The sequence below is a fragment of the Vibrio sp. 10N.261.54.A5 genome (assembly GCF_041471145.1).
Lineage (GTDB): Bacteria > Pseudomonadota > Gammaproteobacteria > Enterobacterales > Vibrionaceae > Vibrio > Vibrio crassostreae_C.
In genome coordinates, this window is the sequence record NZ_JBFRNU010000045.1 from 39,627 (window position 1) to 56,099 (window position 16,473).

The window sequence follows — 16,473 nt, forward strand, 5'->3', positions numbered from 1 at the left end:
TGCGCGTTACTCGCTTGTGATCAGAAATTGGAGTTTAGACTTAGCTAGATTTAAGTCCCAAGAGCTAAAAGCTAGCAGTTAAGAGTTAAGAGTTAAGAGTTAAGAGTTAAGAGTTAAGAGCTAAGACTCATTGATTGACGTAACAAACAGAGAAGGGGGCAGACAATCGCTCAAACTCTTTGATCCAGCGCCACTGGTTGTCTTGCAGTTTATCGCCAGGGCCTTTGACTTCAATCCAATGAAACTCATCGCCCTTGAACGCAATCAAATCCGGCATCCCAGTTCTAAATAGCTTTAAGTCACTCAATATCACTTTGAAGAGGTCTACAACCAAGGCATTTGGAATTGAAGCCATGCCGTGTTCGATGAGTGCCTTAGGAAAATAATTCCAATGAACAAAGGGGTTCGCGATACCTTGCTTTTCATCGTAAGTATCAAGAAAATGGTTCAGCCCATGTTTGGATATCGTCTGAAACACGGCTTCAATCTGTTCGGCTCGCTTGTCTACGAAATCTGAATGGTACAGATCCAATGGTCGATGTTGGTAGCGATTGATAAAGGCGCCTTCAACGTCTGCGAAAATGACATCCCAGAAAGCCAAACCAAACAAGCCACACAGAAAACTGTTTTCTGAAAAATAGACGTCCCAACCTTGGTTCTCAAAATGCTGCTTTACCGCAAGCTCGACTCGAGTTTGGCTGAGGTCTAATTCCAGTTTTAACTCTTTGCAGCTCGGCTTTATGGTTCGTGAAACTTTGTGCCCCTGTTTCCGTAGCAGCCGGTCTTCAAGCTTAATAGCGATTTCCAACTCTGACACATCCGATGGAGTAGCTTTCATTTGCGTGACAATGTCACACATTAAGTCTAGCGTACCTTGCTTATCATAGATGCGTGCAAGTCGTTCTCTGCTCGGAGGAAGTGTAGATTGTCTGAACCAAAAGATAGCTTGGTCGTTTAGATTAAGCCTTTCAAGATCGCGAGCAATATCATTGATCAAACGCGATCGTTTTCTGGCAATACTTCTGTGTTCTGATTCTTCAGGAATCGCATTTAAAAGCAGTTCCAGAAACTCGCCATCTTTGCGGTCACCTTCTGAATACAAGCGTTGAATATCGCGCATCTGGATTAATTGATTGAGCAGATCCCTAGAGGTGAAGAAGCGGTGTTGCTTGCTTAATGGGTAGTTCTCAAAGGTGTTTAGCCCAAGGTCGCTTAACACGAACTGACTTAAGTCTTGATAGGTGTTGGCAAAGAACAGCAACAGTAATACATCAATCACTTGAGATTCGATGACGTAAATACAGTCGAAAGAGAGGTTTTGAAATTGATCAAAAGGTTGCTGATCAAGCCGTAACAACAGCTCGTCTTTCTTGGCATTTCTATGGCTCTTAAGGGCGGGGAATACACTCAACAGCTCTGGTTTGGTGAGCAAGTGAAACCCGAGCTCGACCTCACTAATGGCGAGGTCATGCTGTTCTTCGGGATGACTCAACCCAATGAAGCCTGAGCTGTTTAGCTCTTGCAGTACGGTCTTTAGATCTGGGATCTCAACATAGTTGAGTTTATCGCTGCGAAACCAACGGCCTTTACGAGAAAGCAAACGAACCATTAGGCATTGGCTTGAAACAGAAAGACGTTTGTATGCGGACAACCAACGACATTCATCATCACTCAGAAGATCGGGGTAGAGCGTTTGAGCGTGTTCAACCAGTCGTTTGAAGTTGTCGAGATAATAAGTGGGGGAGAGCTGAAGAGTGGTTTCGGTCGTCAATGGAGAAGTCGCTTGATACAAAAAGAGCCTAACCCTAAGGTTAAGCTCTTCAGTAACAAATTCAATCTTTTCTGTTGATTAAGCTTGTGATGCTTTTAGTTCAGCAACTTTAGCTTCAGAGATTGGTTTAGTGATGATTGCTAGAACAATACACACTGCCATCATAACTGCAGAGATTGTGTAAGCTAGGCCGTAACCTTCGCCGTTTGACATTGAGAAGCCAACAACTGCTGCACCGATAGCGCCGCCGATACCCCATGCCGTGTAAAGCACGCCGTAGTTAGTACCGTAGTTTTTCAGGCCGTAGAACTCAGCAGTTAGTGTTGGGAATACTGCTAGAAGCGTACCGTAACCAACCGCTGCGATAGCCGTACCAATGATTAGCGTGAATTCAGAGTTGAACGTAGCGAATAGAGCCATGTTCGCGCCTTGAAGGATGAACGCTAGAAGTAGAGTACGTACGCCACCGATTTTATCTGCAAGCATACCCGCAGCAACACGGCCGCCTGAGTTGAATACTGCAAGGATAGACGCTAGGTAAACTGCGTTTGGCAGGTTAGCTTGAACGCTAGCAATTGTAGTGATGTTACCGATGATCATTAGACCAACAGATGCAGCGAATGCGTACATGATCCATAGAGAGTAGAACTGAGGAGTCTTCAGCATTACTTTCCAAGTAAGGTCTTCAGTCTTCTTAACCGCTTTAGGAGCTTGGCCTGCTTTTACTTTAGGCTCAGCTGGCGTGTAATCCGCTGGTGGGTTGTTGATTGTTGCTGCTAGAGGTACTGCGATTGCAAGTACACCAACACCAAGAATCATAAAGCTAGTTTGGATACCCATGCTGTCGATTAGCGCAGAAGTTACTGGTGCTAGGTAAATAGCCGCAAGACCGAAGCCTGCTGCGATAAGACCGTTAACCATACCTTTCTTAGAAGAGTGGAACCACTTCATTGCTGATGGAGACAGACATGCGTAACCGAAGCCGATACCTGCACCTGTTATAATACCGAACGTGATGTTCAGCATCATAGGCGTTGTAGCGAAACCAGAAGCAATCATACCTAGGCCTGTAAGCGCTGTACCTAAGATAAGGATCTTACGTGGACCCATACGGTCTTGTAGGATGCCCGCAACAAGAAGACAAACAGAGAATGTGATAGTTGCAATAGCGTAAGGTGAAGATGCTTCAGCAGCACTCCAACCAGCTTCAGTTACTAGCGCTTTGTTAAATACACTCCAAGCATACAGGATGCCAAGACAAAGGTTGATACAGAAGCCTGCTAGCAGGATACGTGTTGCTTTATCAATCTTGCTCATTTTTATTCTCAGTTTTGTCATCGGTTAGTGGAGAGCCACTTAACTAAAGACGGGTTATTGTAATTGTTTCTTCAAAATTAGTTTGCGTTTATCAACAGATAGCGCAAAAGAGCGCGGATTATAACCAATTAAAAAGTGATTGGAATCTCTTTTTCCATTTTTGGTAAATTAAATTCAATTTGTTAATAAGTTGTTTTTCATTGGTTTTTGAAATGTTTTTAACACCTCTCTATTTTGTTCTTTTTCGCTCTGTCTTCTTATTATTTCAGGGATTTTGAGGTGATGGTTTTTGAATAGACGCGTATTGCGTGCGGATATCACAGAGTTACAAATAATTTTAATTAATTTCCAAGGTTAAATTTGTGTAACAAAATAAATCGTAACAGCGCTTTGTTCATATGAGACAAGGAGTAACGGAGTTTTATTAAAAACAGAATGTTAAGCAATTGTTAAGGGTGATTTTTGTTAGTACTTTTGCTTACATTTTGTTCGATTGGAGGGGTTGTGTTGTCCGTAAAAAGTGGGAAAATAGTATGCAAACTGAGATTCCAAATTTGAAAGGATGCGTTTCCAACTTATGGTGAGGCGAGTATTATGAAACTGTTTTTAATTTTATTGATGTCAATTTCTGGTGGTGTAGCGGCAGCTGACCATATTCACTCTTTCCTATTCGGCTTCTATGTTGCGGCTCTAGCAGTTGGTAGTTGCTACTGGCTTGCATTCCGCAGTACGCGTTTCCCACAGTTGGCATTAGTGCTATTGATGTGTGGCTTTTTTGCGAAAATTGCAGTGACTGTTATCGGTGTTTCTTGGGGTATCTCGAACGATATCATTCAATCGCCGTTCATTTTCTCATTGTCATACCTGTTCTTCTTAGTGGTTGTGTCTTACGTTTGGTTTGCATACCGCGATAAATTGACGCTAAAACAACGCGCTAAGAAGGTAGAAGAGTCTCGCAAGCAAGCGGCAGCATAATTCGATTTGATTCTTAAAAAGCCTTCTTCGGAAGGCTTTTTTGATCCTGCCTACCTGAACTCTATTATTTGGTTATGACGGCAGATAAAAGAAACCCCAGTATGGTGACATACTGGGGTTACTTGTTATGTATCTATTATCTAGCAGTTACCATCTACCAAAGACTACTCTGAAGGTGTGTTATTTCTTCATCATCTTAGCGAGATCGGCGAACGGGTTGTGTGTCGCTGACTGATGATCATCTAAACTCGCTTTTGCATCCACACCATAACGCTCATGGTCAGTGTATTTTGAATGCTCATGATCGTGACAGTACAGGCACAGTAGCTCCCAGTTGCTGCCATCTTCAGGGTTGTTTGTATGGTCGTGATCCACGTGGTGAACGGTAAGCTCTCGGAGGTTTGAGTAAACAAATTCGCGCGCACATTTACCACAAACCCAAGGGTACAGTTTTAGTGCTTTTTCGCGGTAGCCTTTCTCTTGGCGAGCATACGCTGCACTCGAACCTGTGAAATCAGAAGACATTGCCAAATCCTTATCAATTGTAATATCCCGATTTTATCACAGCTTTCTTGAAGCTGTCGGTATGTCGTTCGTAAAATCATTGCTAAATGATGCAGTGGACTTATCTATATTAGATTGAAGTTTGAATACAGACTTACCTTCTACACACTAACGCTTAAGCGGGTTATGTCTTTCTGGAATAAGCCATGCTTAACAGTTTGAAAATAAATTGTATTCAGGGGTTTTAACCGCAGGCATGTGACCTAATATCAGTTTGTGAGACCCTATATTAATAAGGAAATATCATGTCAGAACAATACACTCCGCCAAAAGTTTGGGTTAACGATACTGCTGGTGGTAACAAGTGGGCAAACATCAATAGTCCTGAATCTGGAGCTCGCTTTGATAAAGAGCTTCCTGTTGGTGACCATGCTTTTCAATTGTATTCTCTTGGCACACCTAACGGTCAAAAAGTCACTATCTTGCTTGAAGAGTTGTTAGCGGCGGGTGTTAAAGAAGCTGAATATGATGCGTACTTGATCAACATCGGCGAGGCTGATCAGTTCTCTTCTGGCTTTGTTGGCGTGAATCCAAACTCCAAAATACCAGCACTTGTCGACAAGTCTGGTGACGAAGACGTGAATGTATTCGAATCGGCATCTATCTTGATGCATCTAGCAGAAAAATTTGGTCACTTCTTACCAAAAGAAGGGGCAGCAAGAACGCAAACCATTAACTGGTTGTTCTGGGCACAAGGCTCGGCACCATTCCTAGGCGGTGGTTTCGGCCACTTCTACGCTTACGCGGATGAAAAGCAAGAGTACCCAATTAACCGCTTCGCAATGGAAGCTAAGCGTCAACTAGATGTGTTAGACAAACAGCTCGCAAATAACACATTTGTGGCGGGTGACGAGTTAAGCATCGCTGATATCGCGATTTGGCCTTGGTATGGCAACCTTGTGCTAGGCAAAATTTACGATGCGGCCGAGTTTCTACAAGTTGAGTCATACACCAACGTTGTGCGCTGGGCGAAGCAACTAGAAGCGCGCGAAGGCTTCCAACGCGGCCGAGTGGTTAACCGTTCATTTGGCGAAGAGTGGGAGCAAGTACCAGAGCGCCACTCTGCAGAAGACATTGACCGAGTTTTAAAGCTTAAGCCTTAGTTCTTTTTTGAACGTGTTTTTGGCAGATATACCCTATCGGTCTTAATGTTAATGGCTAATTCAAACGCCATATCTCAATCGAGATATGGCGTTTTTCCGTTTTAAGGTAGGGAGAGGTTTTGTAATTGGAATGAGAGTCTCAATTATCATTTTGTTTTTCTTATTCAATCGCTTATGAGTAATGGTCTTTGTGGTTAAGACAAAAAACAATAGTCATCGAGGTGGAGTAAATCTATAAGATAACGGTCCACTTTAAATTACGACTAACTTCGCTCAATGAAAAAAAACTTAATTGCGTTGGCTATCATATCCACGGCTCTTTTAGGGTGTAATCACGACTCACTAAGCTATAGTGGTGGCCCTGATACGGCTCCTCCAACAGATATTGTACCACCAACGGACATTCTTCCTCCGACAGATATTGTTCCACCAACGGATATTCTTCCGCCGACTGACATTATTCCACCAACAGATATTATTCCCCCAACAACTTACATCGGTTCACTGTTGTCGAGCGGGGCGTTTGTTTCTGGAGATGTGTACTGTGACGGCATTCATCTTGAAAACGGAACGTTCAGTGTAAAACAAGGCGTGAGTTTTAGTTGTACCTTGGGTCACCTTACTTTAGGTGATTTCACGGCTCCTTTCCCCGAAGTCACAGAAAGCACGATTTCAAATGATGCGCTTCATGCGGCATTTGAGTTGACAAAATTACATGGAGACAACGTTACCAAGGTACTCGAATCAATTGATGTTTGTGAGACTGAAAGTGCTATCTGTCTAAATGAGCTGGATGCTTTTGATATTGAGGATGTGTTCTCGCAGCTTGATGATCAAGATGCTGTCGATGCGTACTTTTCATCGAAAGAAGAGGAGTCTACAGATGAAGTAGGTAAGGCTCCTAGTTCACACGTAGACACAACTGTTGTTCCTGCGGTTGACCCTAATGCGGACAATAACCTTAACGCTGGTTTTGTTTCTGCAGACGCGGAGTCTACCTATGCTTATAAGCCAAGTGTTGAAGGTAAGGTGTTAACTCGCAGTAAGCTTACAGACGCTAATGGTACGCCGATTTCTGGGATCAGTTTCTTTTCGGCTAACGCGACGGGCGTGACGGATGAAGAGGGAGTCTTTGAGTACCTGTGGGGCGACAGAATCGTTTTTGGTATTGATACGTTTGAGTTTGGCTCCATTACGGGTAATCAGGTTGCTTATAAATTGTCTGATGTGACCAATAATGTGGTTGAGAAAGCGAATATCCAGTCATTACTAGAGCGCTATGCGGTTGATCATGTAAGTTATTATGAGATATCTGAAGAAGTCCAAGATACCTTTTCAAATTACCCTAACGTTATAAATGAGTTGATCAACCTAACTCTGCCAAATGGGGGGCTGATAGAGGGTACAGACTTCGAACTTCCTAATGAGTTTGTTGGTCAGTTTAGCCAAGGGTTAACGGCAGTCATTGATGAGCAGCTGCGCCAAACGCCTCAGTTTATGGATTATGTTCGTCAACCTGCCGTTTTATCTATGAATTCTGGTCAGTATGTAACAGAGTCTCTGCAGCAAATCTTCCACAACGTCACCAAATTCCATGTCTTCAATGACAATGGTAGCTTTTACGGTGCGACGGGGTATACCCGTGGTATGCGAGCTCTGAACATATCGAACAGAGCATTCCCTGTGGTGATGCCAAGAACTGATAAAAACCGTGAGCTTTACTTTGGTGAGCAACAGGCTTGGACTCGTGAAGGTAAGCCTTACATCGCACAACACCCAAGCATCTCGATGCCTCCGATTCCTTTAGTCTCTGAAGACAACGCGACTTATGGTTTCCCATTCGTTACTGCAGGCGAGATAGGCAAAGGTAAGGTCGTGTTCATGGGCAATGGCTTATATCCAAGTATTCTGTCATGCCCAGAGAATTATTGGGCTAATCGCACATTACATATCGACAGCAACAAACAACAGTGCACTGTTTCGACGTTTGAAAACCTACTACATGATGACCAAGGCAGCATGAGGTTGTTTTTCTCGAACTTGTTTGAGTGGTTCAATAATGGTTTGCCTATTGCTGGGATGAATGCAGTGACCAATATTGACCAAGCCTATTCGGCTTATCACCACTCCACAATGGGTAAGCAGTACACGTTTTTTGTTAGTCCTCAGTATGGTTTTGCGTCAGTAGAAAAGCGTGGTTCAGGTGACTTTGATGATTTGGATGCGAGTAATACGCCGATTTTGATCCTTCAGGCATACCCACCTAAGTTGGTTCAAGATGGCATGACTAACCAGTTTGTTGCTGACTTGGATAACCCGAACTTAAACCAAGACGATATTACGGCTCTTATTAACTATGTTAATGACGGTGGCAATATCTTGTTTATGGATGCGATTCAAACGACTAATCCTGAACCTGTTGGACGCTTGGCAGATGCCGTAGGTGTATCTCTTGGTGGTGAAAACGTTACCCCGACAAACCAAGCTTTCTGCGGTAGCTCTTATTACTGCCAAGCACCTTATCCTAATCTTCACGTGAAGAGTCAAAAGGAAATGGTGGTTCTTGAGCGTTTTCAAGATAACCAAGGAGAGCCTCCATTCACGGTAAATCAAGATGGTACGGTTGAGTGGATCAAAGATGAGTCCAAGATTAAGTTTGAGATCCCGACTTATGAGGTTACTAAGTTAGACGCTGAAGGGAAGCCAGTGCTTGATGCGTCTGGTGTAACAGTAATGGAGAAAAAATCCGCACGTATCTTTGTTGAATCTGCAGAAGAGCGTGAAGCGGCGATCAAAGAACTGCAATCTGCATTTGTTGGAACTGATCTTTGTACAAACGATTATGAATATGAATTTAACTGTATTGAGACTCGTTCTGGAGACGGTGTTACTGTTCGCGGTGCTTATTATCGCGCAGACTTTGATCGCTATGAAGTAAGTGAAGCTGTTGTTGGTAGCATGGTTAAAGCGGCGAACTTGGGCACTAACTTTACGGCGCTTTATGAGCATGAAATTTACTATAGAACAAAAGGTACTCAAGGTAAGCGTCTGTCTAACAGCGAATTGAATCAAGCGTTTGATAACCTGTCTGTTTGGATGTGGAATGACAACGCATACCATTTTGAAACAGAAATACAAGATGAGTTGGGGTTCAAGCAGGCTGTTCGGTTCCTTAACTGTTATACAGAAGACTTACATCAAACAGACACAATGGATGCACAGTGTCCTGTTGACCTAAAAGCGTCGTTAGTCGCTAATGGAATGATTCATGGCGAAGGTGAGTTATCTGGGCAGTTGAATCCTAGCTATCCATTAAATTACATGGAGAAACCTCTGACTCGTATTATGTTGGGGCGCTCATTCTGGGATCATGAAATCGTTGTTGATACCACAATGTATCCGGGTCGAACTTCGGGGGCATCTTCGTCAAGTACGGTAATGGTTCAGACCAACGGTAAAGCGGTGACGTATTCGGCAGGAAACAATCAATCGACAGGTCTGTGGGCACCTCAATTACAAGAAGTAACCATTCAAGATGGCGTGGCAGCTACGATTACTGTGATGATCGCGGATGATCTTACAGGTAAGCCGAATCACGAAACGAGTTTGAAACGCCCTCCACGTATGCAAACCAGCTTTGACTACAATGGTTCGAGCTTAACTTTCAAGGTTCCATATGGTGGCCTTATTTACATTCAACCGAAAGTAAAAGAGCTTGGTGAAGTCTCGTTTAGCATTGATGGCGCGTTAAAAGCGGCTTGGTGGAAAGAGGGACAGTGGATTAACACTATTCAATCGGCAGACGCACCAATTGCAGAAATCGATACGGGTTCATTTATTTACACTACACCAATCAGGAATCTAGAATCCGCTGATTTGAACCAATTCGCAACAGATATGAATCGATTCGCTGAAGCGGCAAGTGACTTCTACGGGCGTGATGAGAAACAAAGCACTGGTTTACACCGTAGGTTCACTTATCCAGAACTGAATGCGTTCCGCCATCGTTTTGTGAATGACGTGCAGATTTCGATTGGCGCTGCTCACTCTGGCTACCCAGTGATGAATTCAAGCTTTAACGCAAATCGGACATACATTCCAACCAACCCTGTGAACGATTGGTTGTTGTGGCATGAAGTTGGTCACAACTTAGCATCAGCTCCTTTCCTTGCGGCTGGTAGTACAGAAGTGACCAATAACCTTCTTGCGTTGTATATGCAGGAGTTAGAGGGGCGCAATGCAAACCCTGAAATGGATCGTATTAAATCGGATATTAAGAAAGCACCTAAATGGTTAGAGCTTAATAATGAACATGCGTGGTCACATGGTGATGCAGGTTTACGATTAGTTATGTTTGGTCAGCTAAAAATCTGGGCAAAATCGAACTTTGCAATTGATGATTGGTATACACGCGGCGCAAGCCAATCTGATGTGTATGGTGAAGATGAAGGCTGGAACATGTTCAAATTTATGCACCGTAAAGCTCGAGGTGATAGAGAAGGCGACTCGAATACAAACTATTGTAGTGCTAGCGAGACTGGGCTTTCTGGTGGAGACCTAATGATGGTGTGCGCTTCTTATGTTTCAAACTATGACTTAAGTGACTTCTTTGAAGTTTGGAACGTGGGCGAAACGTCCATGACTAATACTGATGGCACGAAGTCTTATAGTGGCGGAATTAGCTCTAAAGGTCTTAGTGCGGTTGAACAATTAAAACTAGAGAAACCAAACAACAGTCCTTTGAATGTTGATTCAATTTACTAACGCTAATTATTGCTAAAGCATTTTATAGCTTAAAAACAAACGCCACACTGAAACTACGTGTGGCGTTTTTGTTGGAATGCTCTAGAAATTTCAGCTAGATCAGTCTTCTACATGATGTTTAATACTTCGGCTGCCATTGGTTGACTGTCCTTGCTAGAGAAAGCAGGTTAAACTGTTCGCATCATAATTCTAAAGGATGGTGCCATGTACCACGGTCATATCTATTTCCCTCTGCGATTTGCAGAGCAAGCAGAAACACTGCGTCAGAAAATTTTAGCGGAACGTAAAGATGTATTAGAGGTTTTCCCATTAATACAGCGTTTGGTTGGTCCACATAAGATGCCAATGTTTGAGATTCACTTTGCGAACAAAGAGTCGGGCATTGTTGAATGGCTTGAGCAAGAACGCGGTGATATGTCGGTGCTTATTCACCCTGTAACTGGCGGTGAAGAAACTTTGGATCACACAGTACGAGCGATCTGGCTTGGTCGTGAATTGGGTGTCTTTGAAGAAACGCTTACTAGCTAATCAAATATACCAATATTGCACTTAACTCATTCCGACCGGAAAATACATGAACAATAAAAAGGCTCCTCAAATGAGGAGCCTTTGTTTTAAGGAGCCGTTTTACCAAGAAACCGGTTATCAAGAGCCTCTGGTTATCGGGCTGAACCGTTAACCAGAGTAGGGGGATTAAGCCTCTGCCGTTACCTTAGAGTCACTCATCTTTTTAAGAGCCGCGTAACCAAAGCCTGTTACCGCTGTACCTGCTGCAATCGCCACTAGGTACATTAGAACTGGAGAGATAGCACCAGGAATCAGTAGTACGAATAGACCGCCGTGTGGAGCCATTAGCTGAGCACCAAACATCATTGATAGAGCGCCAGTTAGTGCGCCACCTGCCATACAAGCTGGGATAACACGCATTGGATCTTTCGCTGCGAATGGGATTGCACCTTCAGAGATGAAACATAGGCCAAGAACGAATGATGCTTTACCTGCTTCACGCTCGCCTGCTTCAAACTTGTCTTTCACTAGGAAAGTCGCAAGGCCCATACCTAGAGCTGGAACCATACCTGCTGCCATGATTGCTGCCATTGGTGCGTAAGTTTGCGAAGCCAGTAGACCAACACCGAACGTGTAAGCTGCTTTGTTTACAGGGCCACCAAGGTCGAAACACATCATTGCGCCTAGAATCACACCCAGAAGAATCGCGTTAGACGTTCCCATGTTGTTTAGGAAAGTCGTCATTGCGCTCATCACGCCAGAAACAGGGCCACCCACGATGTAAACCATCACAAGACCAGTGAACAAACTCGCGATAAACGGAATGATCAGGATTGGTTTAAGGGCTTCCATGGATTGTGGAAGTTGAACCTTGTCGGCAATGAATTTCGCTGCGTAACCGGCAATGAAACCTGCTGCGATACCACCTAGGAAACCTGCGCCCGTTGAGCTAGCCAACATACCGCCGATTAGACCTGGAGCCAGACCCGGACGGTCAGCAATCGAGAATGCAATGAAACCAGCAAGAACAGGAATCATCAGTGCGAATGCAGAACCACCACCGATAGTCATCAATGCTGCTGCTAGTGTGCCTTCTTCTTTAAACGCTTCGATACCGAATACGAAAGAGAGTGCGATAATCAAACCACCCGCAACTACCACTGGAAGCATGTGAGAAACACCTGTCATTAGGTGCTTGTACACGCCTTTCTTCTCGTCAGCAGGTGCTGAATTTGAAGAAGCTGTGTGTTGGTATGGTTTAGCTTCTGCGAACGCTTTTTCCATCTCTTGCTTTGTTTTCTTCAAAGCAGGGCTTGTTGTAGTTTTGTACAGCGCTTTGCCGTTAAAACGATCAAGAGGAACGTCGATGTCGGCAGCGATGATAACAAGATCAGCGTCTGCGATCTCTTGGTCTGTCAGTTGGTTTTTCGCACCTACAGAGCCGCGAGTTTCCACTTTGATTTGGTGACCTAGGCGTTTGCCTTCTGCTTCAAGCGCTTCAGCTGCCATAAAGGTGTGTGCAACACCAGTTGGGCAAGCGGTAATCGCTACGATCTTCTTGCTGCCTGTGCTTGCTGTTGTAGAAGAGTTTGGAGAGGTACCGGTCACTTCAACAGTGCTTTCAGCTTGAGAAGCGTCTAGTACTGTTGCTTCTACTACCGCTTTCTCTAGAAATGCTTTTGCATCCGCAGTGCATTCCGAGATAGCCGCTTGGTACACTTTCTTGCCGACAAAGCGCGCTTTATCAACGTTGGTGTTGGCTGCGATAACCACAACGTCGCTGCTGTCGATAGCGTCTTGCGATACAGTTGAGTCAGGTAACACGCTTGATTGACATTCAATAACGGCGTTCCAACCCAGTGCTTTTGTCGCTTGCTCTAACAAGCCTGCTGCGATGATGCTGTTTGCTACGCCACTAGGGCAAGCTGTGATAATGGTAATATTCATAATAAACCTTTTGTCCTATTTGCTTGTGTCTAACTGGCTAGTTGGAGCACTAAGCGACTGTAATTGGATATTTTGTAGTACTGAATCCAGCTCTTGTTGGCTGGTGATGCCCACGCCTACCTGTGAAACTGCTAGAGCAGATAGGGCGGTTGCGAATTTAATAAGTTCTGGTTTTGGCATCTGTTGCATGTGACCCCAACATAGACCAGCAACCAATGTGTCACCTGCGCCTACCGTGCTTACTACTTGCATGCGCGGTGGTTGAGCATGTAACCATTCACCTTGGTTAAGCCACATCACGCCTTCAGCGCCAAGTGATACCACGATGTTCTCGATGCCTTTTTCACTTAGGGCTTGGCCCGCGTGTTGGCATTGGTCACGAGTTGTCAGCTCTGCATTGAACAGCTGAGACAGCTCTTCATCGTTTGGTTTGATCAACCATGGTTGTGCATTGATACCGGCTTTAAGTGCGTCACGGCTGCTATCAAATAGAACCTTCTTACCTAAATCGTGTAAGCGTTGAACCCAAGAAGCGCAAAGCTCAGGAGAGATACCTTGTGGCAAGCTGCCTGCAATCACGAAGTAATCGTGCGTTTCAGCAAGTTCTAATAGGGTTTCTTCGAACGCTTTAATCGCGTCAGCATCAACAGGAACACCTGGGAAGTTGATGTCGCTTACTTGGCCTGAGTTTTCAACCAGTTTTACGTTGATGCGAGTTGCGCCATCAACACGGATGAAGCGGTCAGTTGCGCCCATCTGTTCAAACAGTTGGCAGAACGCTTCTTCGTTATTGCGACCAAGGAAACCTGTTACGGTCACTTTCGCGCCAAGCTCTGAAAGAACTTTTGCGACGTTTACGCCTTTACCCGCTGCATGCAGAGAGCCTTTGTTTACTAGGCTAACTGAACCTACATTTAGTGCGTCGATAGCGCCTGTCAGGTCTAGAGCAGGGTTAAGCGTTACAGTAACGGCTTTGATTTGTTTATCAGACATATCGACTCCTTAACCTTCGCCAAGGCCTGAAGCGATAGCTTTGCCAATCGATTCAAGTGCTTGTGCTGCGTCATCACCTTCAGCAACAAACTGAAGCTGGTGGCCGTGTTTAACGCCAAGAGCGATCACTTTCATCAAGCTCTTCGCGTTCACTTCTTTTCCGTCGCCATCTAGGTTTGACACGCGGATTGTTGATTCGAATTTCTTCGCTTCAGCGACTAGCATTGCACCCGGACGAGCGTGCAGGCCGTGTGCGTTTTTGATTTTGAATACTGCGCAGTTGTCATCGTCTTGAGAAGCTGTAGAAACCGCTTCACCTTTTAGAAGGCCAATCACTTGCGCTGCGTCAGCGGTTAACAGTTGTTGCTGTTTACCTTCGAAAACCATCTTGCTTAGGTTTGCTAGAATAGATTGGTGTGCGCTGTTGCAAGCTGCGAATGCTACCAATGCTTTCACTGGTGTGCCTTCGTATTCACAATGGTTCGCTGTTGAAACGAAAGATACGCCAGTGCGTGTTACGCCTTTATCGCTGCCCAACAACCACAGGCCTTGGCCTAGGTGAGTCGGTGTTTTTGTTACTAGGTCAGCAACGAATGCGTTGTCTGTGCAACCTGTGTTTTTAAGTAGGCCGCCCGCAACTGCAGACATTTGAATCATGTCGCTCGCAGGGAACAGTAGTTGAACCAAAGAAGCGTCTAGGTCGGCTTCTAGCTGAACTTCACCGTTAAGTAGGGCGATGATTTCGTCTTCTGATTTCGCTTGCTTTAATTTATCTTCAACACCGTCAGCCGCCAGAACTTTGGTCAGCTGCTTAAGAATGCCTAAGTGCTCGTCTGATTTAGCTGCAATACCAATCGCAACGTAAACACGGTTGCCGTCTGCCCAATCAATACCTTCAGGGAAGTGGTGTACTGCAACGCCTGTCTCTTTCACTAGGCCACGAGTATCCGTCGTTCCGTGAGGAATCGCGATGCCGTTACCTAGGAACGTAGAGTTCTGGTTTTCACGGTTCAGCATTCCTTCAACGTAACCAGAGTCAACTAAACCTTTAGCTGTCAGGTCGCCAGCAATGTTCTGGATTGCTTTGAATTTGTCTTCGGCAGTTTGGCCTAGAGTGATGTCAGATTTTGATAATTTAAGCATGGTGCCTCTTTAGCGTATCGCTTGAGAATTTGTGTATCGCTACGATTCAGTCTAGAGCAAGGTTTATGGAGCTTAACTCTTTGTCTTATGCTTGCTGAATCGGTTCAGCATTCAGTGTAAAAAAATTCAGCAAAGCCGATTTTGGTTTTCAAAATAGTTTTGCTGCGTGTCGTAATTTCAGTTTCGTTAATAACGAGAAGTTGAATCACAACAAATGACGCTCAATCCATACAAAAGGATGATTGAAGTCACTTTTCAGATTTTGCTGAATCCTTTCAGCTTTTATACTGAATCGATTCAGCATATAATTCAACTAATCCGAGGATCAGATCATTGGTTATATGATCCTACGCACAAAATACAGGTCACCCATATGACACTTGATGAAATTGCTAAATTGGCTGGAGTATCGAAAACCACGGCCAGTTATGTCATCAACGGCAAGGCGCAGAAATACAGAATCAGTGAAAAGACTCAGCAGAAAGTCATGGCGGTTGTGGAAGAGTATAACTACCGACCAGACCATGCTGCTTCGTCGCTGCGTGCTGGTAATAGCCGTTCATTTGGTTTGATTATTCCTGATCTGGAAAACAGCAGTTATGCGCGTTTAGCAAAACTGATAGAGCAGAACTCACGTAAAGTGGGCTATCAGATTTTGATTGGCTGTTCAGATGATGACGCTGAAACCGAACGTAAAGTTGCGGAAGCGCTTGTTAGCCGTCGTATCGATGCCTTGCTGGTGGCGAGCTCAATGCCAGACGCCAATGAGTTCTACTTGAAACTGCAAAACTCAGGCACGCCAGTCATCGCGATAGATCGTCCTTTAGATGATGAGCACTTTGCCTGCGTGATCAGTGAAGACTTCGAAGCGGCATTTGAACTGACGCACTCGATTCTTGATGACAGCATTCATAGTGTTGGTTTGATTGGTGCACTGCCTGATCTGAACATTTCACGTGAACGTCAGTTGGGTTTTGAAGCGGCGAATAAAGCACATACTCAACAAACAAGGCTAACAGACAACAAGCCGATGGTTGTCGGTTATGGCGAGCACTTTGACCGAGAATCAGGACGTGAGATTTTTGAGGGTTGGATTGCCAAAGGCACGGTGCCCGATGCGATTGTCACTATGTCTTACACCTTGTTAGAAGGTGTGTTGGATGTGATGGTCGAAAAGCCAGAACTGATCAGCCAAGTAAAGCTGGCAACCTTTGGTGATAACCGTTTATTGGATTTCTTACCTTTTAAAGTCCATTCACTGCCACAACAATTCGAAGTGATTGCCGATAGTGCTTTTGCTTTGGCTTTGAACGCGTCAGCGAAACGTTACCAAGCTGGCATTGAGCTAGTGCCAAGAAGCTTAGTAAAACGAGGCTAGCTCGAATTTTA

At 44.5% G+C, this 16,473-nt stretch carries 11 protein-coding genes; 5 read left to right on the forward strand and 6 right to left on the reverse strand.

The genetic code is table 11. The features are described 5' to 3' along the window. Positions 1-127: 127 nt before the first annotated feature. Positions 128-1,792, reverse strand: a complete 1,665-nt coding sequence (locus AB4329_RS13995) for a VRR-NUC domain-containing protein (protein ID WP_372138576.1) — start codon at positions 1,790-1,792, stop codon at positions 128-130. A 57-nt stretch (positions 1,793-1,849) separates the two neighbouring features. Next, positions 1,850-3,088: an OFA family MFS transporter gene (locus AB4329_RS14000; protein ID WP_017067032.1), complete on the reverse strand. Its 1,239-nt coding sequence runs from the start codon at positions 3,086-3,088 to the stop codon at positions 1,850-1,852. 594 nt (positions 3,089-3,682) lie between these two features. Between AB4329_RS14000 and AB4329_RS14005 the strand changes: the two genes are divergently transcribed. Then, complete coding sequence (locus tag AB4329_RS14005; protein ID WP_017064770.1) at positions 3,683-4,063, forward strand: hypothetical protein; 381 nt, start codon at positions 3,683-3,685, stop codon at positions 4,061-4,063. Positions 4,064-4,243: 180 nt separating this feature from the next. Here the strand turns inward: AB4329_RS14005 and AB4329_RS14010 are convergent, their stop codons facing one another. Further along, positions 4,244-4,588: a YajD family HNH nuclease gene (locus tag AB4329_RS14010; protein ID WP_017060876.1), complete on the reverse strand. Its 345-nt coding sequence runs from the start codon at positions 4,586-4,588 to the stop codon at positions 4,244-4,246. A 284-nt stretch (positions 4,589-4,872) separates the two neighbouring features. On the opposite strand from AB4329_RS14010, the gene yghU reads away from it, so the two are divergent. The 3 genes from yghU (at position 4,873) to AB4329_RS14025 (ending at position 11,022) form a co-directional block, all read left to right on the forward strand. Further along, positions 4,873-5,730, forward strand: coding sequence for a glutathione-dependent disulfide-bond oxidoreductase (gene yghU / locus AB4329_RS14015; protein WP_017064768.1), 858 nt, complete (start codon positions 4,873-4,875; stop codon positions 5,728-5,730). Between the two features lie 276 nt (positions 5,731-6,006). Continuing rightward, positions 6,007-10,494, forward strand: coding sequence for an SslE/AcfD family lipoprotein zinc metalloprotease (locus AB4329_RS14020; RefSeq protein ID WP_372138578.1), 4,488 nt, complete (start codon positions 6,007-6,009; stop codon positions 10,492-10,494). Between the two features lie 204 nt (positions 10,495-10,698). Next, positions 10,699-11,022 (forward strand): DOPA 4,5-dioxygenase family protein, encoded by a 324-nt coding sequence (locus AB4329_RS14025; protein ID WP_017060873.1) that lies wholly within the window; start codon positions 10,699-10,701, stop codon positions 11,020-11,022. 165 nt (positions 11,023-11,187) lie between these two features. Here the strand turns inward: AB4329_RS14025 and fruA are convergent, their stop codons facing one another. From fruA to fruB, 3 genes are read right to left on the reverse strand one after another with little or no spacing between them, the layout of a single operon-like run. Then, positions 11,188-12,948, reverse strand: a complete 1,761-nt coding sequence (fruA, locus tag AB4329_RS14030) for a PTS fructose transporter subunit IIBC (protein ID WP_136982144.1) — start codon at positions 12,946-12,948, stop codon at positions 11,188-11,190. Between the two features lie 15 nt (positions 12,949-12,963). Further along, the gene (gene pfkB / locus AB4329_RS14035; RefSeq protein WP_017090852.1) at positions 12,964-13,941 is read right to left on the reverse strand and encodes a 1-phosphofructokinase; all 978 of its coding nucleotides are present in this window, start codon (positions 13,939-13,941) and stop codon (positions 12,964-12,966) included. A 9-nt stretch (positions 13,942-13,950) separates the two neighbouring features. Continuing rightward, the gene (gene fruB, locus AB4329_RS14040) at positions 13,951-15,084 is read right to left on the reverse strand and encodes a fused PTS fructose transporter subunit IIA/HPr protein (protein WP_050633085.1); all 1,134 of its coding nucleotides are present in this window, start codon (positions 15,082-15,084) and stop codon (positions 13,951-13,953) included. A gap of 373 nt (positions 15,085-15,457) precedes the next feature. Here fruB and cra point away from each other — a divergent pair, with 373 nt between their 5' ends. Then, complete coding sequence (gene cra, locus AB4329_RS14045) at positions 15,458-16,462, forward strand: catabolite repressor/activator (protein ID WP_102428344.1); 1,005 nt, start codon at positions 15,458-15,460, stop codon at positions 16,460-16,462. The last annotated feature ends 11 nt before the right edge of the window (positions 16,463-16,473 follow it).